Genomic DNA, 23,519 nt, shown 5'->3' with positions numbered 1-23,519 from the left:
CGCTCCTTGAGATGACTGTCCGGTGTGGTCAGAGGTCCGGCCATTCCAGGGCGATCGCGCCCCAGCTGGCACCGCCGCCGAAGGCGGTCAGCACGATCCGGTCGCCCGGGGTGATCAACCCGGCGCCCGCCGCGTCGTCGAGGGCGAGCGGGATCGAGGCGGCCGCGGTGTTGCCGTAGCGGTCGACGTTGACGAAGGCCCGGTCCTGGGCCAGCCCCAGGTGTTCGGCGACCGCGCGCAGGATGCGCACGTTCGCCTGGTGCCCGACCAGCCAGTCGACCGAGTCGACGTCCCAGCCGGTGCGGGCCAGCACGGCGCGGGAGGACTCGGTCATCCGCAGCACCGCGTGCCGGAACACCTCCCGGCCGCGCATCGCCATGTACTCGTCGCCCGGCTCGGCGGGGATCCCGGAGGCGCGCTGCCGGGACCCGCCGCCGGGGATGATGATCAGGTCGGCCAGGTCGCCGTCGCTGCCGAGGTCGAAGGCCAGCAGCGCGCCGGGCTGGGACTGGTCGCCCGCGCTGAGCACCACCGCGCCCGCGCCGTCGCCGAAGATCGGCGCGGTGGTGCGGTCGGTCTGGTCGATGATCGTGGTGAACGCCTCGGCGCCGATCACCAGCACCCGCTCCGCCGTGCCGAGCGCGATGAGGCCGGCACCGGAGGCGAGTCCATAGAGGAATCCGGAGCACACCGCGCCGACGTCGTATGCCGGGATGGTCCCGAGTCCCAGCATCGCGGCGACCGCGGGCGCGGTCGCCGGGCACGGGTGGTCGGGTGTGGTGGTGGCCAGCACCACGGCGTCCACCGAGTCGACCCCGGCCGACTTCAGTGCCCGCCGCCCCGCCTCCGCGGCCAGGTCGCTGGTCGCCGACCCGCGGGCCAGGTGCCTGCGCTCGCGGATGCCGGTCCGCGTCCTGATCCACTCGTCGGTGGTGTCCATCCTGGTGGCGAGCATGTCGTTGGTGACGACGTTGTCGGGCACCGCCGACCCCACGCCCGCCAACACGGCCGCACGTCCCATCAGCCTGTCCTCCCCCACGCGCGCCCGGCTCAGGCCGACGCCACGGCCCAGGCGCGGTCGGACTCGATGGTCATGTCGACCTTGCGGTACTCGTCCTGCGCGCGGGCGATGGCGGTGTGCACGTCGGTGACCGGGGTCAGGCCGAGCACCTCGACGATGCCCTCCAGCCGCTGCACCAGGGTGCCGCCGATGACGTGGCGCGGGATGCCGAGCTCGTCGATGGCCGCGGCGATGCCCTCGTCGGCGAGCCTGCGGAACCGCTCGTTGACCGGGCGGTGCCCGTCCTTGGCCAGCTCCAGCTCGTTGGGCAGGTGCACGAACACGTCGTAGGTGTTCTTGACGTGCTCCTTGATGGCGACGCCGAGCTGGTCCATGACGTGCTCGAAGAACAGCATCTCGGGGGTGCGCTCGACGTGCTCGACGTCGGAGAGGTGCACGGAGTCGTTGGGGTTGATGCCGACGATCACCCGGACCGAGCCGTAGAGCCACTCCTGCAACGAGGAGCCGTCCGAGACGAACCCGGTGGTGAGGTGGCTCTCGTGCACGACGCGCTCGACGTGCCTGCGGACGATGAGCTGGATCAGCTCGGCGCCGTCGCACTGCTCCAGGGTCTTGCCGGGGACGGCGAAGGGCAGCAGCTCGCGCATGGTGCGGGCGCGGGTGCGCGGCATGTCCACCAGGTGCGAGAGCGCGTAGGAGGTGAGGGTCTTGCCGGAGGAGTAGGTCCCGGAGATGGCGAGCTTCATGGAAGTGTCCTTAGTGGAGTGGTTCAGATGCCGCGGGGCAGCGCGTGCGCGACGGCGCAGGTGAAGCGGATGCCCGCCAGGTCGGTGTGGATGTCGGCGGTGCGCCAGACGCCGCCGTTCATCTCGATGAGGCCGGTGTTGGCCAGGGTGGTGCGCAGGGCGAGCGGTCCGGTGCCGCCCGCGGGGCGGGTGGCGGTGAGCGTGGTGGAGCGCATCCACAGCGTGTTGCTCCCGCTGCGGCGCATGCCGTCCATCTCGTAGAGCAGGATCTGTGCGAGCTGGAGCCCGGTGGCGAACGCCTCCACCATGGTCGGCGCGGGCTGGTAGGCGCCCTCGACCCCGGCGGTGGCGCCGGACGGTTCCAGCCGGACGGTCGCCTCGGCCGCGGTGTTCGGCACGTCCAGTGAGAGGTCTTCGAGGGTGTGGCGCACCCGGGCGAAACCGGTGCCGTAGTAGCGATCGGCCGCCGGGCCGAGCAGTGCGTCCGGACCGTCGTACTGGTCGCTGCCTGGGCGAACGGCGCCGCCCGCGTGGACGAGTTCGCACCGGACCCGCATCGAGCCGACCTGGCAGTCCACAGTGGATACCGCGGAGCGGCCGCCGGGTTCGGTGGTGGTCTCGGTCAGCCGGGCCGAGACCGGCAGTCGCCGCAGGTCTTCCTCGGGGCTCTGCCCGGCCCGGATGCGCACCCGGCGCACCCACATCGCCTTGCGGGCCTGCTCATCCGGCCCGAACGCGCTGACCACGGCCAACTCGGCGAGGGTGACGCCGAACAGGATGGCGTCGATGGTGCTCAGGTGCGGCCGAAGGTCCACACCCGCGGACTTCTTCGACCAGTCGGTCGGGTAGGTGAGGCCAACGGTGGTGCGCACCGCGGCGTCCCGCGCGGTGGCGGCCTCGGTGGCGACCGGTCCGAAGTGGTAGCCGACCCGGCGGTAGCCCGCCGAGAAGAAGCGCTTGTCGCCGTCACCGAGGTAGTCGTCGACCGCCGGGCGCGGCGGCGCTGGGTTGGTCATCTTGGGACACTCCCGTCCGCGGTCGCCGAGGCGATCCGCGTGCGCTGATGGGAACGAGAAACGTGCGTCGGGACAGCACCGGATCGCCTGGGGGCGAGCTCGACGGCCGCTGTCAAGATCAACGCTACCCCGGCGGTGGGGCCGCGAGCCTGCGTCGCTTTGTACGGGTACCGCCATCCGGGTACAACCAACCGGGTACCGCGAACACCAGGATGACCTGCGCCACAACCGATGGCAGCGCGGTGGCGCGAGGTCCCAGCCTGGAGGCCCCGGTGTCCACGGGCAACACCACGGCGACCAAACCGCCGGTATCCCCGCGCCCAGCGCGACAGTCGCGTGTGTCCGTCCACCGTGGCCGGAGTGTCCGAATACGTCCCATTCGGTCCGCACCAACCAGGAGGTCCCCGGTGACAACCGACCTTTCCGCCGCACCAGACCTGTCCGACTCACCACCCCCTGCCGCACCACACCTGCCTGCCGCGGCAGACCTGTCCGACATCCCCGCGCTGTTCGGCATCCCGGCGCAACCGGGCCACCAGGCCGAGCAGCTGATCGCCAAGCTCGGCATCCGCATCGTGGAGTGCGCGCCCGGGCGCGTGGTGGGAACGATGCCGGTCAGCGGCAACCGGCAGCCGGTCGGGATCATGCACGGCGGCGCCAACGCGGCCTTCGCCGAGACGCTCGGCTCGCTGGCCGCCTGGGCGCACGCGGGCACCGGTGGCCGCGCCGTGGGGCTCGACCTGTCGTGCACCCACCACCGCTGGGTGTCCTCGGGCCTGGTCACCGGCACCGCCACCGCGCTGCACGAGGGCAGGGCCACCGCCACCTACGAGATCGTGATCGTCGACGACCGCGGCAGGCGCACCTGCACCGCGCGGTTGACCTGCGCCATCGGCAGGCGCAGGCGCGCGAGCTGACCCGTCCGGTCGTCCCATCATCCACAGTGGACGGGTGGCCCTGGCGGTACCAGTACTGGCAGGGGGAAGGACCGGCGGGGAGAGGGACCGGCACAGCCTGGCTCCGGCCGGGCCGGGTGCGCGACGATCGTGGGTGATCAACGGGTCGGGGCCCGTCCTTGAGCTACCCGCTGGAGTGAAGTGCCTGCACAAGCACCTGTTCGAGCGCGGGGCCGGGCGCGGTTGGCGCCGGGCGGGGGCATGTCCGCGGGCATGGTCCGGCTCTTCGCCGTCGCGGCCGGGCTCGCGGTGGCCAACATCTACTACGCCCAGCCGCTGCTGACCGCCATCGCCGCCGAGTTCGGGGTCGGCAGCGGCACGGCGTCGTCGCTGGTCACGGTCACCACCGCGGGCTACGCCTTCGGCCTCGGCCTCGTCGTGCCGCTGGCCGACGTCCTCGACCGCAGGCGCCTGGTGGCGGCCATGCTGGCGGCGGTGGCGCTCATCCAGGCCGCCGCCGCGGTCGCGCCGTCGATGCTCCTGCTCGCGGTGGTCTCGGCGGTGCTGGCGCCGTGCGCGGTGGTCGCGCCGATCATGGTCGCGTTCGCCGCGACCCTGGCCGAACCGGCGCGGCGCGGCCAGGTCACCGGGTCGGTCATGAGCGGTGTGCTGGTCGGGGTGCTGCTCGCGCGCACCGGCGGCGGGCTGGTCGCCGACCTGGCCGGGTCGTGGCGGGCGGTCTACGCGGCGGCCGCGGTGCTGATGGCGGTGTTGGCCGCGGTGCTGTGGCGGGTGCTGCCGGACGTGCGGGTCGCCGACCGGCTCCGCTACGGCGCGCTGCTGCGTTCGGTGGTGACGATCGTGCGCGAGGAGCCGGTGCTGCGGCTGCGCTGCGCCTACGGGTTCCTGTCCTTCGCCGGGTTCAGCGCCTTCTGGGCGACGACCGCGTTCCTGCTCGCGGGCGAGCCCTACCGCTTCGGGCCGGGCGTGATCGGCGCGTTCGGCCTGCTGGGAGCGGTGGGCGCGGTCGCGGCGCGGGTCACCGGCCGGTTCGTCGACCGGGGCCGCGGCGACGTGGTCACCGGGGCGCTGCTGGGCGTGGTCCTGCTGTCGTGGGGGCTGATGGCGCTGGGTGGCGGGCGGTGGATCGTGCCGCTGGTGCTCGGGGTGGTGGCGCTCGACCTGGGGGTGCAGGGCGTCCAGGTGGCGAACCTGACCGCCGTCTACCAGCTGCGGCCCGAGGCGCGCAGCCGGATCACCATGGCCTACACCGGCACCTACTTCCTCGGCGGCGCGGTGGGCGCGGGCGCCTCCGGTGCCGCCTACGCCGCGGCGGGCTGGCCCGCGGTGTGCGGTGTCGGCGGGCTGCTGGCCGCGGCGGCGCTCGCGCTCTGGGCGGTGCGCGGCCGGTCGGTCCGCGTTCCGCCCGGGTAACGCGTCGGAACCGATCACGAACAGGTTTCGCCACCACTTCTGCGGCAATTGCGCAGAACGCGCCCGGAAGCAACTCGCCACGCCCGGCGGCCGCTTTCGTTTTCCCGCCGACCGCCCCCTACCGATCAGTTTCTTTGCATCCGAAATCGTTGGCCGCTCAACGAACCCGCCGGTGAGCGGCACTCACTTGCACGGCCGGTAATCGCATGATCACCTCGTGCGGTACCGCTTGACACCCGACTGGGAAAGTGGCAAAACTCCGAACATGGGAAAGAGTGGGGGGACCAGCAGGCGTCGCGAGGAGTTGGGGCATTTCCTGACGACGCGCAGGGCTCGATTATCGCCTGCCGAAATCGGTTTGTCCGTATCATCCGGAAGACGGCGAACGCCCGGCTTGCGCCGCGAGGAGGTCGCGGTGCTCGCGGGCATCGGCACGTCCTGGTACACGTGGCTCGAACAGGGCCGCGACATCAACGTCTCCGAGCCGGTGGCGCGCGCGGTGGGGCACGCGCTGCGGCTCAACCGATCGGAGTTGTGCTACCTCTACCAACTGCTGGGCATCAGCCCGCCGCAGACCAAGGCGACGGTGGGGGAGCACCCGAACCTGGACCTGCGGCAGGTGGTCGACGAGTGCCTGCCCAGCCCGGCGCTGGTGGTCGACAGCCTGTGGAACCTGGTGGCCAGCAACCGCTCCGCGCGGCTGGTGTTCGGCCTGACCGACCGCGACCGCAACCTGCTGACCAGCTTCTTCTGCCGCGAGGAGATCTGGTCGCGCTACGCCAACCCCGACCGGATGGCGCGGATGGCGGTGGCCCAGTTCCGGGTCAGCGCCGCGCGCCACTACGACGACCCGATCTTCAACAACCTGATCCGCACGCTGTGCGCGCAGAGCGAGAAGTTCACCCAGCTCTGGCACACCCACGAGGTGCTCGACGCCCGGCTCAGCAGCAAGGAGGTCGACCACCCCGAGGTCGGCAGGCTGAGCTTCGACACCCAGTCCTGGCTGCTCGACGGCCCGGACCGGATCCGGATGTTCCTGCACGTGCCGCACCGGATGTCCGACACCAGGGCCAAGCTGGAGGCCCTGCTCGCCGCCGCGCCGCACCACGCCGACGTCGCCGCCGTTGCCGACCGGGCCACTGCCTGAACGCGCCCGGGCAGGGGGCGCCCCCTGCCCGGGTCCGCGGCGCGAACACCGCGCGCTGAATGGGTCCAGTGCACGTCGACGACATTCGCAGGCCATTTTCTTGTCAATTCCGTACCGGTGCGGAAAAGGTGCCCGAATTACTCGCCTGCCTTGTGCGGCGGTATGCTCGCCACACCATCGGGGGTTGGGCGAGCAGGGGTGGGACCAGGCGCTATGCGCGACAGCGACTTCATTGTCCAGTTCACCATCGACGCACTTCGGGACGTTCAGAAGCACACGCTGGACCATTCACGGGGGGCGGACAACCGACCGCCATTCAGTCGGCTCGTCGGGCGGCGCTTTCCCGGGCGCAGACTGCTGGCGCGGTGGGGCGGAGCCGGGTTGGACTTCGCGGCGGGCGATCTGCGGGTGTCCGCGGTGCTGCGCGGCGGCGTCCGGCGCTGGTGGACCTCGCGCAACCTCACCATCGGCGGCACGGTGGCGGCCGACTGCGCGCTGCGCGTCGTGGCCGAGTCCGGGGGCGTGCCCGCGATCGAACTGGCCCACCCGGGCCGCGAGGACGTCGACGTAACCGGGCTGGACGTGAGCTACCTCGGTGACGGGTCGGGGGTGACGAGGTACGACATCCGGGTGGCCCGGCGCAGGGCGCGCGGTGTCGCGCGGTCCCAGGTGCTGCGGGTGCTGACGCGCACGCCGATCGCGCCGTGGCCCGACTCGCTCCCGGTGCGGCTGAAGGGCGACGGCGTCGCGGTGACGGCCGAGGCGCTGCCGGACCCGGTCCGGCGCACGGTGGCGCTGGCCGCCGCGATCGGCGCGGGCACGGCGACCGCGCCGGACGACCTGCTGGCCGACCCGGCGGCGAACGCGGCGGTCGCGATCAGCGAGTCCGGCGCCAACCAGGTGCTGGCCTGGCTGTGCGGGCGGGGCGGGATCAAGGTCCTGGCGCGGTGCCGGTGGACGGCGGTGACCATCAGCGTGATCGACGACGAGCCGGTGCTGCGGGTCCAGGGCGTGCTGGACGACGACGGGCGGACGATCTCCGTCGACCGGGTGCTCACCTGCGCGTTCACCGAGGGGCGGTGGGAGGTCGAGTCCGACTCGGCGCCGCCGCTGGTGCTCACCGCGCTCAGCACGCTGATGTCCACGCTGTTCTTCGCGGGTCCCGCCGCCGGTGACCAGCCGCGGCAGCGGTTCACCGTTCCCAGCACCGGCATCCACCTCGACGCGGTACCGGTGGCGATCTCCGGGCGGGGCAGGTTCCTGGTCGTGACGTACGCGCTCCCGCCCGTCCCGGTCGACACCCGGGCCCCGCACGTGGATTCGCCGCCGCGGCCGCGGATCACCTCCGTGTTCCGCGGCGCGCCCAACGCCATCACCGGGTACCGGCTCACCGCGGAGTTGGAGGGATGGCGGGCCGGGCCGCACGACTACGCCTGGATCATCGGCGGGGCGACCAGGGCGCGTCGTGGGCACCGCAAGTCGGTGACGGTCAAGGCGGACGTCGAAGACGTCCAACTGCGGGTGATCGACATGCTCGGCAAGGTGGGCGAGAACAACCACGGCGAGGACGCGCGGGCCCGGGATCGGGACGCCGTGGCCGGTGGGGCGGGTGGGCGGCGATCCGGAACGCCCACCGCGGCGATCCTGCTCCTCGGCGCGTTGGGGACGGCTGTCGTGGGAGGCGTCGTCCTGGCGAGCTCACAGACCGCGGACACACGGCCGGACAGTCCCGGTCTCCCGGGTCCGGTCGGTCCCGCGGGTGCCGATGGGACAGACGGCGCCGATGGAACAGACGGCGCGGATGGCACTGACGGCGCCGATGGGGCAGGCGGGTCAGTGGGAGGTGTGGGTGAGCCGGGGCTGCGCGGTCCTAGGGGCCGTGACGGCAGGTTAGGAGCAACAGGCCCGATGGGGCCTACCGGGCCGACTGGTCCCCCTGGGCCTCCCGGTCCGCCTGGGCCCACGGTGACCATCACGATCACCGTGCCGCCGATCGATGACGGGCCGACCGGGGAGGCGGGCGGATGACCTCGCTGTCGGTCACCATGATCGTCCGGGACGGGGCGGCGACGCTGGGGCGGGTGCTGGAGCACGCCGGTGCCTTCTGCGACGAGCTGGTGGTGGTCGACACCGGGTCGCGGGACGATTCGCGGGCGATCGCCAAGGCCGCGGGCGCCCGGCTCGCGGAGTTCCCGTGGCGCGACGACTTCGCCGCCGCGCGCAACGCCTCCCTCGACCTGTGCCGCGGCGACTGGGTCATGTGGCTCGACGCGGACGACGTCGTGCCCGCCGCGTCCCGTGCGGCGGTCGAGGAGCTGGTGCTCGACGACCGGCTCGACGCGGTGACCGCCCCCTACCAGTACGGCTTCGACCCGGTCACCGACGCGTGCGTGACGGTGGTCCCCCGGGAACGCCTCGCGCGCCGGGTGCCCGGGCTGCGGTGGGTGGGCGCGGTCCACGAGGTGCTGGCGGTGCCGGGAGATCGCCGGGAGTACCGCGCGGACCTGGTGGTCGAGCACCGGCCCGCGCCCGGGCGTTCCCGGGGGACGCGCAACCTCGACATCCTGGAACGCGCTGTGCGGCAGGGTGATCGGTCGCGCCGGACGCTGTTCTACTACGCGCGTGAGCTGCGGGACCTGGGCCGCGACGCGGAGGCGGTGGACCAGTTCACCGCGTACCTGGCCGATCCGGGCGCGACCTGGGAACACCACGCGGCCCTGCTGTGCCTGGCCGCCTGCCACGCCCGCCTCGGCAACCCGGACGCCCAACTCGACGCCCTCCACGCCGCCCTACGAGTCGACCCCTCCCGCGCCGAGGCCCACCTGGCCCTCGGCACCTTCCACGCCGACCGAGCCCAGTGGCCCCAAGCCCTCCCCTACTTCTCCGCGGCCGCCTCCACCACACCCCCCACCACCGGCTTCATCACCCTCCCCGCCTACACCTGGCACGCGTGGGACCACCTGAGCCTCTGCCTGGCCAACCTGGACAGACAAGAAGAAGCCATCACCGCCGCCCTCCACTCCCTCCGCCTCGGCAACCCCGACCGCAAACGCCTACTCGACAACATCAACTGGTCCGCACGCTCTATTTAGGACTAATTTCGGCGAACTCTCGCTAGAACCCAAGCTGCTTGCGTGAAGACCTGGGGTCAGGGCCGCGGGCCCGCGCCGTGCAGGAGGGTGTTGATGACCTTCGTGGCGAGGAGGTCGGGGTCGGGTTCGGTGGTGTTGTGGGCGGCTTCGCCGATGAGGGCGTAGTAGACCTTGCAGGTCCAGTCCAGGTCGGCGTCGGGGGCTATGTGGCCGGTGGACTGGGCTCGGGCCAGGAGGGTCACGCAGCGGGTGGCGGTGCGGTGCTGGCGTTCGGCCCATTTGGACTCGGGGGCGAAGGACTCGGTCATGGCGAAGGGCCAGCCGAGTTTGAGGCGCAGGACGCTGGCGGTGACCTGGTGGAGGGCGACGAGCGGGGGCGCGGTGTCGGGGTTGGCCGCGGCGATGACCGCGTCGAGTTGGTCCATGACGGTGGTGACCAGGGTGTCGACGAGGGCCTGGCGGTTGGCGAAGCGGCGGTGGACGGTGGTCCTGGCGACGCCCGCGGCCTCGGCGATCTGCTCCAGGGACGCGGCCGGGTTCGCCGCCAGCACCCTCTCGGCCGCCTCCAGGATCGCGCGGACGCTGCGTTCGGCGTCGGCGCGCAGCGGGCGTCCCTGGGTGACCACCCCGCCACCCTAACATCTGCGACACATCTGTTGCATTTAGCCGCTAATCTGCTACAACTGTGATGCAGTTAGCCGAGCAGAGGGAGAGCCACGATGAGCACAGCACTGGTCACCGGCGCGTCAGCGGGCCTGGGGGTCGAGTTCGCCGAGCAGTTCGCCAAGCGCGGCTACGACGTCGTGCTCGTCGCCCGCACCGAGCACCGCCTGCGCGACCTCGCCCAGCGCCTCACCAGCACCTACGGCGTGCGGGCAGAGGTGATCGCCCAGGACCTCAGCACCGTCGACGCCGTCCCGACGATCACCCGCGAGCTGGCGGCCAGGGGCATCACCGTGCACACCCTGGTCAACAACGCGGGCTTCGGCTCGGCGGGCCGCTTCGAGGAGATCGCCGATGGCCGCGACCGGGACCAGCTGATGGTCAACGTCGTCAGCCTCGTCGGGCTGACCCGCGCGCTGATCCCGCGGATCCTCGACGGCAAGGGCGCGGTCATCAACGTCGCCTCCACCGCGGGCCTGCAACCGACCCCGTACTTCGCCACCTACGGCGCGGGCAAGGCGTTCGTGCTCACCTTCAGCCTCGCCCTGCGCGCCGAGCTCAAGGGCCGCGCCACCGTCCTGTGCGTCTGCCCGGGCCCCACCGAGACCCAGTTCTTCGACACCGTCGAGGTTGGGCGCAACGCGGCCATCGGCGGCAAGTTCATGACCGCGCAAGCCGTCGTCGCCGCCACCCTGCGCGCCCTCGACCGCGACCGCGGCTACCTGGTGCCCGGACTCCTCAACTCCGCCAACGCGCACCTCACCCCGCGCCGCCCGCGCAAGATGGTCGCCGCCATCGCCGAGCGGGTGTCGCGCGGCGTGCTCAGCGGGTGACCAGCCGACTGGTCACGGTCGCCGCCAGGGAGTCCACGAACGACGGATCGGGCCTGCGCTTGCCCCCGACACTGACGCAGGCCAGCAACTCGCCCTTGAGGATCCACACCTGGCGCGAGTGCAACACCACGAAGCCGCCGTCGAAGGTGATGTCCGCGACCAGGGGCGCGCCGCTGACGACGTCGATGGTGACCTTCTGCTTGATGTCACCCGCGAACACGCGGTACTGGTGGCAGTGCGCGTAGTTCTCGGCCATCATCCGCAACGTCACCCCACCGTCCTCGGGGTAGCGGTAGACCGAGGCGGTGATCCACGACCCGTCGGGCATGTCGAACGTGCGCGAGGCCTTGGCCAGCTCCGGCGGGCCGACGTCCACCCCGCAGTCCGACGGCTCGGTCCGGATGTCCGAAGAGGACCCACCGGTCGACGGCGGCTTTTCCTTGGCACCACGCGGTAAGTCCGCGGCGGTGAGCAGCATCGTCGCCAGGTCGACCGGCGGCGGGGGTGGGGGCGGCGGTGGCGGCGTGCTGGTGGTCGGCGCGGGCGGCTCGGGTGGGACGGCTGTCGCCACGTCCGAGATCGCCCGCAGCAGGGGCAGGAAGTCATCGGCGGCGGCGGTGAAGGCGGTGGAGACGGGATTGGGGTCGCCGTCGGGCCCGGAGAAGATCCGCACGCACTCCCGGGCACCGAGCCGCGACGCGTCCATCCCGGAGTTCCAGTGCCCGCGCGCGACCGGCTCCGGCGGATCCGGGTACTCGCGGGCCACCCGGATCCGGTCCAGCAGCTCCTCGCACCGCGCCACCTGCGCGGCCCGGTCGTCCTCGGCCATCCCCAGCAGCGCCCGCGACTGCGCCTGCCCGACGTCGCTGAGCAGCGCCATTCCCCCACCGCGCGCCCAGATGAACAACGCCCGCCGCGGGTCGACGATCCCGGTGGCGGGCTGTCGCGGCAACAAGGCCACCGCCGAGGAGGTGGCCACCGGGAACGGCACCAGCACGGCCGCGGTCAGCACGACGACGGGGATCAACGCCACCCGTCGCACCGGGCGCGCGGCCACCCGTCGCCGTCCCACCACAGCCACCAGGGCAGCCGCGACCAAGGCGGTGAACGGCAGGACCCGCATCGGCTGCCGCGCCAGGACGGCGTCGACCTCGCCTGCCGACCAGTGCGCGGCCCAGATCGCCAAGCAGCCCGCTACCCCGGTCAGCCACGCCGCCACCACCGCCGCGACGACCCCGGACCGACGCGCCACCCACGCGACCGCCAGCTGAACCACAGCCACAGCGGCCAACTGCCACGCGGTCGCCACCAACGGATCCGCGCCGCCGATCACCAGAACGGCAATGGCTACCACCGCCATCCCCGCCGCACCAACGGTGAACGCTGCCCGGGGCGGGCGACCCAAGAGCGCGGGCACGAGCCACACCAGTCCAAGCGCGACCGTCGTCAGCACCCGGTCGACGTCCGCGAAGAGCGGGAGTGCCGCGGCCCCGAGCAGCACCGCGTCCACACCGCCGCCCGCGATGTCGCCGAGCCGTTCGAGCGCCGGAGCGAGCATCCAGTCCCACAGCCCGGCGTACCCGTACGCGCTGGGCAACCACCCGAGACAGCTCCAGCACACGACGACCACCGCGACGGCCACCGCGGCCCGGTGGAACCTGGTCCTGGCCAGCGACACGCACCAGCCCGCCCACGCGCACACCAGCACCGCGACGACCACACCGACGGCCCGCAACGCGAAGGTCAGCGGCGCGAACTGCAGTCCCATCGGGTCGAGGGCGACCATCGGCACGACCAGCCCGCCGAGTCCCAGCCCGAGACCGATCCCCAAGCCCGGGAGGAGCAACGCCCGGCCGCCACCCAGGCGCACGTGCTCAGCGCCCCGCCACGCCGCGACACCCACCAGCGCCGCCGCCCCGGCCGACCACGCCAGCCGCAGCACGGCCGGTCCGGCCGAGTCCGAGCGCAGCCACAGCGCGCCCAGCGCCATGCCCGCAGTGTTGGCGACCACCTGCCAGGTCAGGCCACCGAGGAAGAACGCCAGGAACCCGGGCCGCAGGAGCACCCGCGGGTCTCGTGTGACGGCGAGCCGCGCCGCGCGGCTGGGGTGGGAGGTGAACCGGGGCGACCGGACCTCCGGGAGCGTCCGGAAGGGGTCGTTGTCGCCGGTCCACTCGACCACCAGCAGGTCGGCGTGGTGCTCGCGGACCCGCAGCACCGAGGCCCGCGCCACGTGGGCGAGCAGGACGAGCAGCGGTGCCCACACCAGCAGCACCCACAGCACCGGGTCCGGCGCGACGAGCAACGACCGCACCAGGGCGACGGTGAGCGGCAGGACCGCCACCAGCAGCACGGCTCGCCAGACCGCGATGGTGGCGTAGGTGATCGGCACGTCGCGGTGGCGCAGGTGGGCGAGTTCGTGCAGCACCACGGCGTCGAACGCGGGCCGGTCGCGGTCGTGCAGCAGCACCAGTCCCACGTCCAGGCAGACCACGGACCGGCGGTGGGTGCCGAACGCGACCCCGCCCGCGCGGGTGCTGCCCGGGTCGAGCCGGAACTCGGGCAGCGCGGCCAGTCCGGCCTTGCGGGTGAGTTCGGTGAGGGTCGGTTCCAGGCGGGCCCACAGCGCGGGGACGTCGCGCAGCAGCACGAGGCGTCCGCGCCTGATCCGCCAGACGGGCTGGGCGACGTAGAACAGCCAGGTGACCAGCGCGAGCAACGCCAAGGCTCCGCCGAGCCAGAGCAACTGGGTGCCGCGCAGGGCGTAGAGGCAGTCGTAGTAGGAGTTCCACTTGCTCTCGTCGGGCTCGATGCGCACCGAGGCGTCCGGGTACACGCCGCTGACCACCTGGCACCGCAGTCTGGCCAGACCTCTGTCCGCGCCCGTGAGCGACGCGAAGTGGTCGGCCACGTAAGCGGTGATCGCCACCGCGATCCCGACCAGCGTCAGGAACCGGAACGTCGTCCCCGCCGGGACACCCGCCCCGGCCACCCGCGCCTCAGGCGGCGTCGTCGTCACGGGTGAGCTCGGCGATCACGGTGTCGGCGATCCGGTCGGCCTCGTCCTGCGAGCGGCCCAGTTCCAGCGCACGCCCGACCACGACCCGGCGGACCTCGTCGGCGGCGCCCTCGTCGCGGCGGAACACCTTGCGGACCAGCTGGACGGTCCCCTTGGCCAGCGACTCGCCCGCCTTGTCCAGCAGGTGCTGGTACACCGAGGCGCCCACGGCGAGGGCGACCGGCGTCAGCATGGTCACGACCGTGCCGATCCCGGACCCGAGCACCGGCGGCCGCGAGCCGTCGCGGGCGAGCAGCCGGTCGGGGTCGCGCAGGAACTCCTGCCCGACGACGTCCACCACCACCGCCTCGTCGGGCGCCACCTCGGCCACCACCGCCCGGGCCGTCACCAGCACGAACTCGTCGAACCCAGCGTTGCGTCCCACTCGACTCCCCCTCCGAGAAGACAGCATCGTGGCGCACTCCCGCTCTCCCGGTCATTCCGCCGAAGCGGTGACTCCCGTCCACCAGCGCCCGCTCGTCCGATACACCGTCCGGGGCGTCCCGGTTCCCCGTCCGCCGCGCGACATCGATGCGCCTGTTCCCATTCCGGCGGGGTATTGCACAGCCGAGACCGCCATCGGGACGCCGCCGGACGACCGAGGTCGGGAATCCGCCAGGCCCGGGAGAAACTCAGCAATAGCATCCGAGATAGGGCACGTGGACCATTGCGTAGCGCTGGGTACCGATTGTCGAAACGCTAGGTAGAGGTATCCGTATCCACCCCAGAACCACGTGCCGACCTGGGGCTTTACCAACTGTTTTAACTGTGGAAAGCCGGTTCTTGTTCACAGCGGGAATGTGCTCGTAGGGTTTGCGCGGGGTCCGGCCGTCCCACGTTGCCGACCCCACCACCCTGCGAAGTGAGGAATTCGGCTGCTCATGAGGAAAACAACACTGAAGGTGGTCGCCGTCGCGGCCGCCGCTTCGGGGATCGCCGCGTACTTCCTGTCCCCAGGTGCGTCGGCGTCCGAGGCCCAGCAGGTGTCGATCGTGAACGCGAGCTCTGCGGACGCGGTGGCCGGGCGCTACATCGTGGTGTTCAAGAACCAGGGCCAGGGCGCGCAGGCGGTCAGCGCGTCGGCCGCGTCGATGACCCGCCAGTACGGCGGCCAGGTCCGCCACACCTACGACGCCGTGCTCAACGGGTACGCCGCGTCGATGTCGGCGGACGAGGCGGCCAAGGTCGCCAAGGACCCGAACGTGTCCTACGTGCAGCAGGTGACCAAGTACGCCGCGGTCGACACGCAGACCAACCCGCCGAACTGGGGCGATGACCGCGTCGACCAGCGCGACCTGCCGCTCAACAGCGCGTACACCTACCCGACCAACCCCGGTCAGGGCGCTCGGGTGTACGTGATGGACTCGGGCATCAACGCCAGCCACACCGACTTCACCGGCCGCATCGCCCAGGGCTACGACTTCGTCGACGGCGACAGCACCCCGCAGGACTGCCACGGCCACGGCACGCACGTCGCCGGTACCGCCGCGGGCACGTCCTACGGCGTGGCGAAGAAGGCGACCATCGTCGCGCTGCGCGTGCTCGACTGCTCGGGCAGCGCCACCGACGACGACCTGATCGCGGCGATGAACTGGGTCAAGACGAACGCGGTGAAGCCCGCGGTCGTCAACTACAGCATCGGCTGCCGTTCGCGCTGCACCAACCAGACCATCGACAACGCCGTCAAGGCCGTTGTGGACAGTGGTGTGCAGTGGGTGCAGGCGGCGGGCAACTCCAACGACGACGCGTGCTACTACAGCCCGCAGCGGCTCTCGGACGCGATCACCGTCGGCAACAGCACCAAGACCGACACCCGGCGCAGCGACAGCAACTACGGCACCTGCCTGGACATCTGGGCGCCGGGCGACAACATCGTGTCGGCCTCGTACAGCAGCAACACCGGTAGCGCCACCATGTCCGGCACCTCGATGGCGTCCCCGCACGTCGCGGGCGCGGCAGCGGTGTACCTGGCGAAGAACACCTCGGCCACCCCGGCGCAGGTGCGCACCGCGCTGGTCAACAACGGCTCCACCGGCAAGCTGACCGGCATCAACACCGGTTCGCCGAACGTGTTGCTGTACACCGGTTTCCTCAACACCGACACCCCGACCGGTGTCACGGTCGCCAACCCGGGCAACAAGACCGCCACCGTGGGCCAGGCGTTCACCCTGGACAACTCGGCCACCGGCGGCACCTCGCCGTACACCTGGACCGCGACCGGCCTGCCCGCGGGCCTGTCCATCGCGTCCTCGACCGGCCGCATCTCCGGCACCCCGACCGCCGCGGCCACCGCGAACGTCACCGTGACCGCGACCGACGCGGCGAACAAGTCCGGCTCGGCCACCTTCACCATCACCGTCTCCACCACCGGCGGCTGCGGCCCGGTCACCAACGGCACCGACGTCGCCATCCCGGACAACGCCACGGTCGAGAGCCCGGTCACCGTCTCCGGCTGCACCGGCAACGCCTCCGCCACGGCCTCCGTCGCGGTGAACATCGCCCACACCTACATCGGCGACCTCGTCGTCACCCTGGTCGCCCCGGACGGCAGCACCTACGTCCTGCACAACCGAGCAGGCGGGGGCGCCGACAACATCATCAAGACCTACACCGTCAACCTGTCCAGCGAGCCCCGCAACGGCACCTGGAAACTCCGAGTCTCCGACGCCTACGTCAACGACACCGGCAAGATCGACACCTGGACCCTCACCACGTGAGGTCCTGAGCTCTGAGACGTGAAGCGCCCGGCGGGAATGTTCCCGCCGGGCGCTTCACGTCTCAGAGCTCAGTCTGTCCGCCTCTTCCTGGCGCGCAGATAGGTGCCCCCGAAGATCACGGCGGCGAAGACCACAGCGATCGCCGCGTAACCGTAGGAGCCCGCGATCACGAAGAGTACGGCGCCGAGGAGAATCCCCAGCCCGCATACGATCACGATCGTATCGTGCTTCTTTTCCATCTAAGCCTTCACGTTCAGACACTCGGCGTGTGACAGTGCGATGTTCGGCCCGAAAGCCCATGCAGTCGATCTGTGGGACCGCGGTGACCGCGGTCCCACAGATCAAGCCTACCTATGACGAGCTAGCAGTTTCCTGCTACCAGCATGCCGGAGCCCGCTGTTACTCCCCATGCGGGGACGGAGGCCAAACCGCCACTACCGACTGTGACCACGACCGAACCGGCGAAGGAGAAGCCGAACACGACGATCGAACCGCCGCAGTTCATCATCTCCCGCCAGGTCTTCCGCTTCCGGGCCCAGACGAAGTTGCCCTCCTGGATGTAGCTGGGCATCCAGCCGATGGAGCTCGCGGTGTAGATCCGCCGCGAGATCACCACACCGCCGCGGGACACCACGACTGTCTTGATGAACGCGTTCTTGTACACAGAGATCTTCAACGGTTGGTACTTCTGCTTGAACACGGTCTTGTAGGCGACACACCGCGCCCTGTGCCACCGTGCGCAGACCCGGGCGTTGCCGTCGAGGTCGGTGCTGTTGATGGGGTCGGCTGAGGTGTAGTCGTAGTCGTTGGCGCTGCCGCCGTCGACCGGGTCGACCGAGAGGAAACGGCCGAGGGCGGGGCTGTAGGGGCGGGCGCCCATCTGGACGATGGACAAGGCCCCCGCGTGCTCGTACGGGCGCTGGTGCTGCCCGAGCCAGCCGTTGTCGAAGTGGCCGGGCTGGTTGTCCGGAACTCCGTCGTTGCTGGTGGTGCCGGTCTCGCCGTAGGGGCCGTAGGTCCGCAGCGAGCCGGACTGGATGCCGGTCGACGTCGTGGTGAGGGTCAGGTCACCGCGGACCGTGGGGTGGTCCCAGGTCTGGTCGGCGGCCACCGGCTTCCAGGTGTAGAGCACGCCACCGGGCAGGCTGATGCTGCGGGTGATGATCTTCTTGTCGGTGGCGTTGAGCGCGTAGTCCGCGGTGTCGCCGGTGCCGGTGAAACCGAAGCGGATGTCGGCGGTCGTGTCGCCCTGCGTGGCCTGGCGGCGGATGATCCGGTCGGCCGCGTCCCTGGTGTAGGACACCGACGCCGGGTCGGTACCGGTGGTGGTGATGAGGATGTTGCGGTCGGTGGTGTCCCAACCGAACACCGTGGTCGCGCTGCCCTGGGTGTACTGGGTGGTGGAACCGTGGGTGTTGTAGGTGACACCGGTGATCGGGCTGGTACCGGTGGTGGCGAGGATCCGGTCGGCGGCGTCGTAGCAGTAGCCGGTGTCGGCGGTGCCGCTGCTCGTCTCGTCGTAGAGGTAGACCCGGTTGGTGTTCAACCCGGCGTTGGTCTGCTTGCCGGTCGGACACGTCGACGGGGCGTTGGAGGTGAAGTCGTAGACGTAGTGGTGGTCGGTGACCCACGCGTCGGTCAGCCGACCGGCCGCGTCGTAGGTGAAGTTCGGCAGGCTGGGCCTGGCGTCGACACCGGCCAGCGACTCGTCGACGATCGTGCCCGCACGGGTGCGGGTGACCGCCGAGGAGATCGTGACGTTGTTGCTGGTCTTCCAGTTCAACCCGGTCGGCCTACCACTGGTGTCCTTGGTGACGGAGTTCAGCGAACTGCCGTTGGAGTAGGACACCGACGCGGGCTCGCCCGCGGCGTCGTAGGTCGTGGTGGCCAGCACCGTGGCACCCAACGACGTGGTGAGCACGCGACCGGCGTCGTCGTAGGTGTTGGTGATCTCCTGCGCGGCGTCGGCCACGTTCGGCGGGATGACCTTCTCCAACGTCACTCGACCGACCTGGTTGTAGCTGGTCTCCGTGCGCACACCGTTGGCGTCGGTGTAGGCGACCGTACGCCCCAGCAGGTCGACCTGGGTGGTGATCGTGCCGTTGTAGTCGCTCACCGACGAGGTCAGCGGGTCACCGCCGACGGCGTAGTTGGTCGTGATGGTGCGCGCACCGGCCGAGCCGTTGGCCGGGATGGCCACCGACACCTGACGGTCACGGGCGTCGTAGCCGGTGCAGGTCCAGTCCCCGGAGATCGACTTGGCCACCACCCGCCCCGACGCGTCGTAGATCTGCTCGTCGACCCGCGCCGGACCCGAGGCGGGCGTCGCCGACGTCGCCTTCTTCGACAAACCACCCTGGTTCACCTGGACGTCGCCTGCCACACAGGGATCGTCGCGGGTCTCGGTGTCCCCGTAGTACTCCGTGGTCGACACCGCGCCGGTGGGCTTGGTACCACTCGTCGCCCGCAGGTACCCGACGCCGGGGGTCTCGTACCCCGTCGAGTTGCTCAGACCACCGGTCGTCGTGCTGGTGAGCTGGGCGTAGACCGCGTCGAGGCCGCCCTGGTCGTACCGGTTGGTGTTGACCGAGTCCGGCACACCCGCCGACTCCGACGTGGTCGTCGACGTCGACAGCCCGTACCTGGGACGCAGCGCCGAACCCGGCACGACCTCCTGCACCGCGGCCGGGGTGGTCCAGTGCAGTTCGAGCTGGGCGCCGAGGTTGACCTCGAAGTAGTCGATGCGGATCTTCTTCGTCTCACCAGCGGCGCCACTGACCACGTTGGCGTTGCGCCACAGCGGGTAGGTGCCGATCCAGCTGTCGATGATCAGCTGGTCGTCCACCCAGACGCGGATGCCGTCGTCGGCGAGCAGCCGGAGGTTGTAGGTACCCGCGGCCGGGAACACGATGTCACCGGTGGCCCGCAGCGAGAAGTAGTCCGCCGGGATGCCGGTGGTCGGGACGCCGGACCAGGTCTGCTGCAGCTTGCCGGTGGGGTCGTTGAACCCGGTCGTGTAGACCTTCGGCGCGCCGGTCAGGGTGTTGTTGTCGTACCAGGACACGGCGAGGCCGTTGATGTTCTCGTCGTACCCGGTGTGGGACTTGGGCACCGTGCTCGCGCACGCCACCGTCGGGACCTGACCGGTGAAGCACGACGCGGGTGCGGGCCCGTACGAGTCGACCGGACGGTCCTGTGCGTCGTACACCGTGGTCGACACCCGGCCCGCGGGGTCGGTGGAGGTCAGTTTCTGGTCCTTGACGCTCCACGTCTGCGACGAGACCTTGCCGGTGGCGTCCGTTGTGGACAGAAGCCGGTCGGCGTCGTCGTAGATCACCTTGTTGAAGAACCCGATCGCGGGCGTGATGCCTGCGATGTCGGTGTAGGCGATGCGGTTGGGGCGGTCGTAGCGGAAGGAGTGCTGCGGCCGTGCCGCACCCGAGGTCGGCGCCGGGCTGGTGACCGAGGTGGCCACCGGCTTGACCGCGGCGGTGTTGTCGTAGCCGATCGCGGTGTAGGTCGCCGCGGTGTCACGGACGCCCGGGTTCACCGCCACCCAGTCGGCGGCCAGGGAGTCCCGAACGCCGGTGAGGACACCATTGGTGTAGGTGTAGTCGGTCAACTTGCTGCCCGGGTCCTCGATCCGGAACAGCTGACCGGACTTGTACCACAAGCGCGACGTGCTGCCGTCCCAGTAGACGATCCGGCACAGCATCTGGGCGGGCGGCAGCGAGTCCGCGCCGGAGGGAACCGAGGCGCCGCCGTAGCAGTCCTCACCCGGGCGGTTGTAGTACAGCTGGTGCAGCCGGTTCGAGACCGGGTCCTTGATCTGCACCAACCGCGACGGCGTGCCGTTGTACAGGTTCTGCAACGCGGCGGGCTTGCGGGAGTCCGCGAGGTTGGACTGGGTGTCCAGCTTGCCGTCGGCGCGGAACACGAACACGTCCGAGCCCTGGGTGACCGTCACCTGGCCGGTGGCGTCCAGACCGAGCGTGCCGTCCTCGTCAGCCGGCGGCGCGAAACCACCGGTCGACTTCTTCGTCCAGGTGTGCTTCGCACCGGTGGCATCGGTCAGCACGATGGTCTCGTCGACGACCTTCGCCTCGGTGTAGGTGCTCCCCGTGCCGTCCAGGTCGGCCGAGAGGGTCCACCCCTTGGGCAGGGCGGGCGCGTCGGTCGAGGCCAGCCACGCCGACGGCACGATCTGCTCCGGGACGCTACCGCCCGCGGTGGTGCGGGTGTAGAGCTGCATCTTCGCGTTGCCGGTCATCTCCTGCAGTTCGACCTTGATCGGCACCGCCACACCCTGCGTGAGCGCGACACCGGTGGCCGCGCCCCAGTTCAGCGCGGTGACCGCGGTCGCCACGTCGTAGACCTTGGTGTTGTTGACCGTGATGGTCGGGCCGTCGTCGTGGATGCCCGCGAACTGGTAGGTGCCGGTCACCGGTGGGATGAACCACCCCTCCCAGCGGACGACCCACCAGTCCCCGCCCAGCGCGGGGGAGAACGGCGAGGCGGTACCCCAGTCGGCGTTGATCTGCGGCTCGTTGCGGACCAGCACCGGGATCTGGCCGTCGTTGAGCAGACCCGCGTGCGAGACGTCGTCGAAGTACGACGCCTTCACGCCCGTCGCCACGGGCTGCTGGGAGTTGTAGGTGAAGTTGAGACCAGCGGTACCGCCCACCGTCGCGAACGTCGGCGACGAACTACCGGTGGAGACGTTGCCGTTGGCCAGGTTCACCGTGACCGGGCCGGAGGTGTCCACAGGAGACGGACCGTGGCTACCGATGCGCTGGTCGACCTTGAAGTGACCGACCCAGGTCGACGGGGTGAGGCTGTAGCCGGACGCCGTGGTGGCCTTCCAGGTGTAGGCGGCACCATCGGTCAGCACGCCCTCCGGAATGGTCCAGGTGGGCGTGGTGACACAACCGGAGTCCACGACCTGGCCGGACTTGCCGTCGCTACCGGTGGCCACGGTGAAGCAGTACTTCACGGCGTCACCGTCGGCGTCGGTGACCGGGTTGACCGCCAACGTCGGGGTCAACGAGGTCAGCACGCTGTTGTCCACCGGCGCCGACAGGACCGGTGCGGGCGGGGCATTGCCGGTGTCGACGTACAGGACCACGTTGAGGTTCTTGTAGGTGTAGACACCGGAGTCGGTGCCGACCAGCATGAACCAGTAGTTCCAGTTGTTCGTGTTGACCGCGTTGCGGACCAGGTTGGTGAGCGCGGGACTCTGGAAGCTGCCCACGTCACCGACGATGGACGACGCCAGCAGCGGGCCGACGCCGTTGTAGTTCAGCGCCGAGGCGTCGTGCAGCGTCGCACCCCACGCCTTGTTGTAGCCACCACCGCTGGTCCGCGACACGTCCACCCGCGCACCGACGACGTTCTGGCCGGACAACGAGGAGTAGTTGTAGTGGACCACCGAGTGCCAGAAGGTGTTCGGGTTGCCCACCGGACCCGCCAGGCTGTTGCCGATCCGCACACCGCAGTTCTGGCAGCTGTATCCGTCGGACTTGTACGCCCAGGCGTTGTCCCCGCCGAAGGTGAACGTCGGGTCGACGCTGACCGGGTAGACCCGCTTGGGGTCCTTCAGCCACGCCTCGTCCACCGAGACGGTCAGCACCCACTTGCCCTTGACCTGCTCGAGCTTGTAGGTGCCGCCGGTCCGCGCCGGGGGCTTCTCGTTGCCGTCACCAGCGGAGTCCCAGGTCTCCACCGGCGGCAGCACTGCCTTGACCTTGCCGCCCGCGTCCACCAGCTGCACGCCGTCGCCGACCAGGCGCGGGGTCAACGAGCCGGTGTCCAACGAGAACCGCCACGACGAACGGGTCGGTTTGCGCAGGACGATCGTTTCCTTCACCGAGCTCGCCGTGACCTCGTACTTCAGGTCGGTGTCCGGCGAGACGTCGGCGTAGTCGGCGTTCTTGCCAGCCACCCTCGCCTTGCGCCCCTTGGCGGCGCCCTCCATGGCGAGGGACACCTTGGCGCCGTCGACCTCGATCGACACCAGCGACGGGTCGTCCGCCGAGGCACCCAGGGAGGCGTTGAGGGGATGGCGCTTGGCCTTCGCCCGCCCCGCCTTGTCCACCTCCAGGGTGGCGTCGACCGCCTGCCAGTTGCCCGACTCGTCCTTGACGTTCAACGGTTCCGCGGACTGCTTCGTCGTCCGCGAGCCGTCCGGGTTGACGTACTCCTCGCTGAACTGCGACCGCGAGACCACCCGCGACCGCGCCGCGTCGAAGCGCGATCCCGGGTCGGCGGCACGCGCCAGCGGCGCGAAGTCCGCGTCCGCCCTCGGTTGCGGCGCGCGCTTGGCCTCGGCCGCGGGTGCGTCGGCGAGCGGGAGCGTCCGCACGTCAACAGCGGAAGACGGACCGGCCTTGGGCGTCGCGGCAGCGGGGGCGACAGCGGCCACTCCCGATATCGCGAGCACGATGGACAGGGCGAGCCCGGTTCCCCGGGCAGCCTTCATCAGGCGTGCGCGTTCGCGCACGCCGCTATAGCGACGTTTCACGTATTTCCCCAGAGCTCATGCGGTTCCCCGACCGACCGCGGTAGCCAAAACGATGTGAGCGTGTCGGATTCTCGCGCACCGCGCTAGAGACCATTCGGGCTACGAACCGGCACTTCGCGGCAAGGGTTCGAAATGGACCACACGGCCGCACGCCCGGTGGGTCATAAAGTGTTTACCCACCAAGAAGGAGTCGCATCGGGTTACCCGGGAACAAGTAGCCCGCAATGTCCGAAATAGCCGGGAAATGTCAGAAAAGCACAAAAAGAACCAGAAAGGTCCGGTTCGTCCACAACGCGCCCAGCGGCCCGGGGTCGCCCGGCGCGACATCGACCACCGACTGGCGAGCAGCGGCTCGACCACCGACAGCCGGTCACCC

General features: G+C 70.6%; 15 protein-coding genes. 7 read left to right on the top strand and 8 right to left on the bottom strand.

From position 1 onward, the window contains the following. Positions 1 to 28 precede the first annotated feature (28 nt). Genes BMY07_RS03365 through BMY07_RS03355 form a run of 3 tightly spaced genes read right to left on the bottom strand, consistent with a single transcriptional unit; the run spans position 29 to position 2,783 of the window. Entirely contained in the window at positions 29 to 1,021 is a 993-nt protein-coding gene (locus tag BMY07_RS03365) for a beta-ketoacyl-ACP synthase III (RefSeq protein WP_092774879.1), read from the bottom strand. 29 nt (positions 1,022 to 1,050) lie between these two features. Continuing rightward, complete coding sequence (locus BMY07_RS03360) at positions 1,051 to 1,767, bottom strand: AAA family ATPase (RefSeq protein ID WP_092774878.1); 717 nt, start codon at positions 1,765 to 1,767, stop codon at positions 1,051 to 1,053. A 23-nt stretch (positions 1,768 to 1,790) separates the two neighbouring features. After that, entirely contained in the window at positions 1,791 to 2,783 is a 993-nt protein-coding gene (locus tag BMY07_RS03355; protein ID WP_177215407.1) for an AvrD family protein, read from the bottom strand. 488 nt (positions 2,784 to 3,271) lie between these two features. Here BMY07_RS03355 and BMY07_RS35165 point away from each other — a divergent pair, with 488 nt between their 5' ends. The 5 genes from BMY07_RS35165 (at position 3,272) to BMY07_RS03330 (ending at position 9,352) form a co-directional block, all read left to right on the top strand. Beyond that, complete coding sequence (locus BMY07_RS35165; protein WP_425426223.1) at positions 3,272 to 3,700, top strand: PaaI family thioesterase; 429 nt, start codon at positions 3,272 to 3,274, stop codon at positions 3,698 to 3,700. Between the two features lie 240 nt (positions 3,701 to 3,940). After that, on the top strand, positions 3,941 to 5,113 hold the full coding sequence (locus BMY07_RS03345; RefSeq protein ID WP_092774875.1) for an MFS transporter: 1,173 nt from the start codon (positions 3,941 to 3,943) through the stop codon (positions 5,111 to 5,113). Between the two features lie 265 nt (positions 5,114 to 5,378). Then, a complete protein-coding gene (locus BMY07_RS03340; RefSeq protein WP_092774874.1) occupies positions 5,379 to 6,260 on the top strand; it encodes a helix-turn-helix transcriptional regulator in 882 nt (293 codons plus the stop codon). Between the two features lie 381 nt (positions 6,261 to 6,641). Then, complete coding sequence (locus BMY07_RS34760; protein ID WP_092774873.1) at positions 6,642 to 8,288, top strand: hypothetical protein; 1,647 nt, start codon at positions 6,642 to 6,644, stop codon at positions 8,286 to 8,288. Next, complete coding sequence (locus BMY07_RS03330; protein ID WP_092774872.1) at positions 8,285 to 9,352, top strand: glycosyltransferase family 2 protein; 1,068 nt, start codon at positions 8,285 to 8,287, stop codon at positions 9,350 to 9,352. Before BMY07_RS34760 ends, BMY07_RS03330 begins: the two co-directional genes overlap by 4 nt. A gap of 56 nt (positions 9,353 to 9,408) precedes the next feature. Here BMY07_RS03330 and BMY07_RS03325 read toward each other — a convergent pair whose 3' ends face one another. Then, positions 9,409 to 9,978: a TetR/AcrR family transcriptional regulator gene (locus tag BMY07_RS03325; RefSeq protein ID WP_092774871.1), complete on the bottom strand. Its 570-nt coding sequence runs from the start codon at positions 9,976 to 9,978 to the stop codon at positions 9,409 to 9,411. Positions 9,979 to 10,071: 93 nt separating this feature from the next. On the opposite strand from BMY07_RS03325, the gene BMY07_RS03320 reads away from it, so the two are divergent. Beyond that, positions 10,072 to 10,848 carry an SDR family NAD(P)-dependent oxidoreductase gene (locus BMY07_RS03320; protein ID WP_092774870.1) on the top strand — a complete coding sequence of 259 codons (777 nt, stop codon included), beginning with the start codon at positions 10,072 to 10,074 and terminating at the stop codon, positions 10,846 to 10,848. Here the strand turns inward: BMY07_RS03320 and BMY07_RS03315 are convergent. Together BMY07_RS03315 and BMY07_RS03310 are read right to left on the bottom strand one after the other, a co-directional pair. Continuing rightward, positions 10,838 to 13,867 carry a M48 family metalloprotease gene (locus BMY07_RS03315; RefSeq protein WP_092774869.1) on the bottom strand — a complete coding sequence of 1,010 codons (3,030 nt, stop codon included), beginning with the start codon at positions 13,865 to 13,867 and terminating at the stop codon, positions 10,838 to 10,840. The genes BMY07_RS03320 and BMY07_RS03315 overlap by 11 nt on opposite strands. Then, positions 13,848 to 14,291 carry a hypothetical protein gene (locus tag BMY07_RS03310; RefSeq protein WP_092774868.1) on the bottom strand — a complete coding sequence of 148 codons (444 nt, stop codon included), beginning with the start codon at positions 14,289 to 14,291 and terminating at the stop codon, positions 13,848 to 13,850. The genes BMY07_RS03315 and BMY07_RS03310 overlap by 20 nt, the downstream gene beginning before the upstream one ends. Before the next feature lie 496 nt (positions 14,292 to 14,787). Between BMY07_RS03310 and BMY07_RS03305 the strand changes: the two genes are divergently transcribed. Next, positions 14,788 to 16,623: a S8 family peptidase gene (locus BMY07_RS03305; protein ID WP_092774867.1), complete on the top strand. Its 1,836-nt coding sequence runs from the start codon at positions 14,788 to 14,790 to the stop codon at positions 16,621 to 16,623. A 68-nt stretch (positions 16,624 to 16,691) separates the two neighbouring features. Here BMY07_RS03305 and BMY07_RS34080 read toward each other — a convergent pair whose 3' ends face one another. Then, entirely contained in the window at positions 16,692 to 16,862 is a 171-nt protein-coding gene (locus tag BMY07_RS34080) for a hypothetical protein (RefSeq protein ID WP_177215406.1), read from the bottom strand. 122 nt (positions 16,863 to 16,984) lie between these two features. Next, positions 16,985 to 23,143 (bottom strand): PA14 domain-containing protein, encoded by a 6,159-nt coding sequence (locus BMY07_RS03300; protein ID WP_218150573.1) that lies wholly within the window; start codon positions 23,141 to 23,143, stop codon positions 16,985 to 16,987. Positions 23,144 to 23,519: the final 376 nt, after the last annotated feature.

Origin of the sequence: Actinokineospora terrae, from assembly GCF_900111175.1 — a bacterium.
GTDB classification, from domain to species: Bacteria; Actinomycetota; Actinomycetes; order Mycobacteriales; family Pseudonocardiaceae; genus Actinokineospora; species Actinokineospora terrae.
The sequence above is the reverse complement of the archived record's forward strand: the minus strand, read 5'-3'. Positions and strand labels throughout refer to the sequence as shown.

Coding starts and splice junctions, on each gene's coding strand:
- BMY07_RS03340 (WP_092774874.1), top strand. CDS start 5,379: ATGGGAAAGAGTGGGGGGACCAGCAGGCGTCGCGAGGAGTTGGGGCAT.
- BMY07_RS03330 (WP_092774872.1), top strand. CDS start 8,285: ATGACCTCGCTGTCGGTCACCATGATCGTCCGGGACGGGGCGGCGACG.
- BMY07_RS03305 (WP_092774867.1), top strand. CDS start 14,788: ATGAGGAAAACAACACTGAAGGTGGTCGCCGTCGCGGCCGCCGCTTCG.
- BMY07_RS03355 (WP_177215407.1), bottom strand. CDS start 2,783: ATGACCAACCCAGCGCCGCCGCGCCCGGCGGTCGACGACTACCTCGGT.
- BMY07_RS34080 (WP_177215406.1), bottom strand. CDS start 16,862: ATGGAAAAGAAGCACGATACGATCGTGATCGTATGCGGGCTGGGGATT.
- BMY07_RS03360 (WP_092774878.1), bottom strand. CDS start 1,767: ATGAAGCTCGCCATCTCCGGGACCTACTCCTCCGGCAAGACCCTCACC.
- BMY07_RS03320 (WP_092774870.1), top strand. CDS start 10,072: ATGAGCACAGCACTGGTCACCGGCGCGTCAGCGGGCCTGGGGGTCGAG.
- BMY07_RS03365 (WP_092774879.1), bottom strand. CDS start 1,021: ATGGGACGTGCGGCCGTGTTGGCGGGCGTGGGGTCGGCGGTGCCCGAC.
- BMY07_RS03345 (WP_092774875.1), top strand. CDS start 3,941: ATGTCCGCGGGCATGGTCCGGCTCTTCGCCGTCGCGGCCGGGCTCGCG.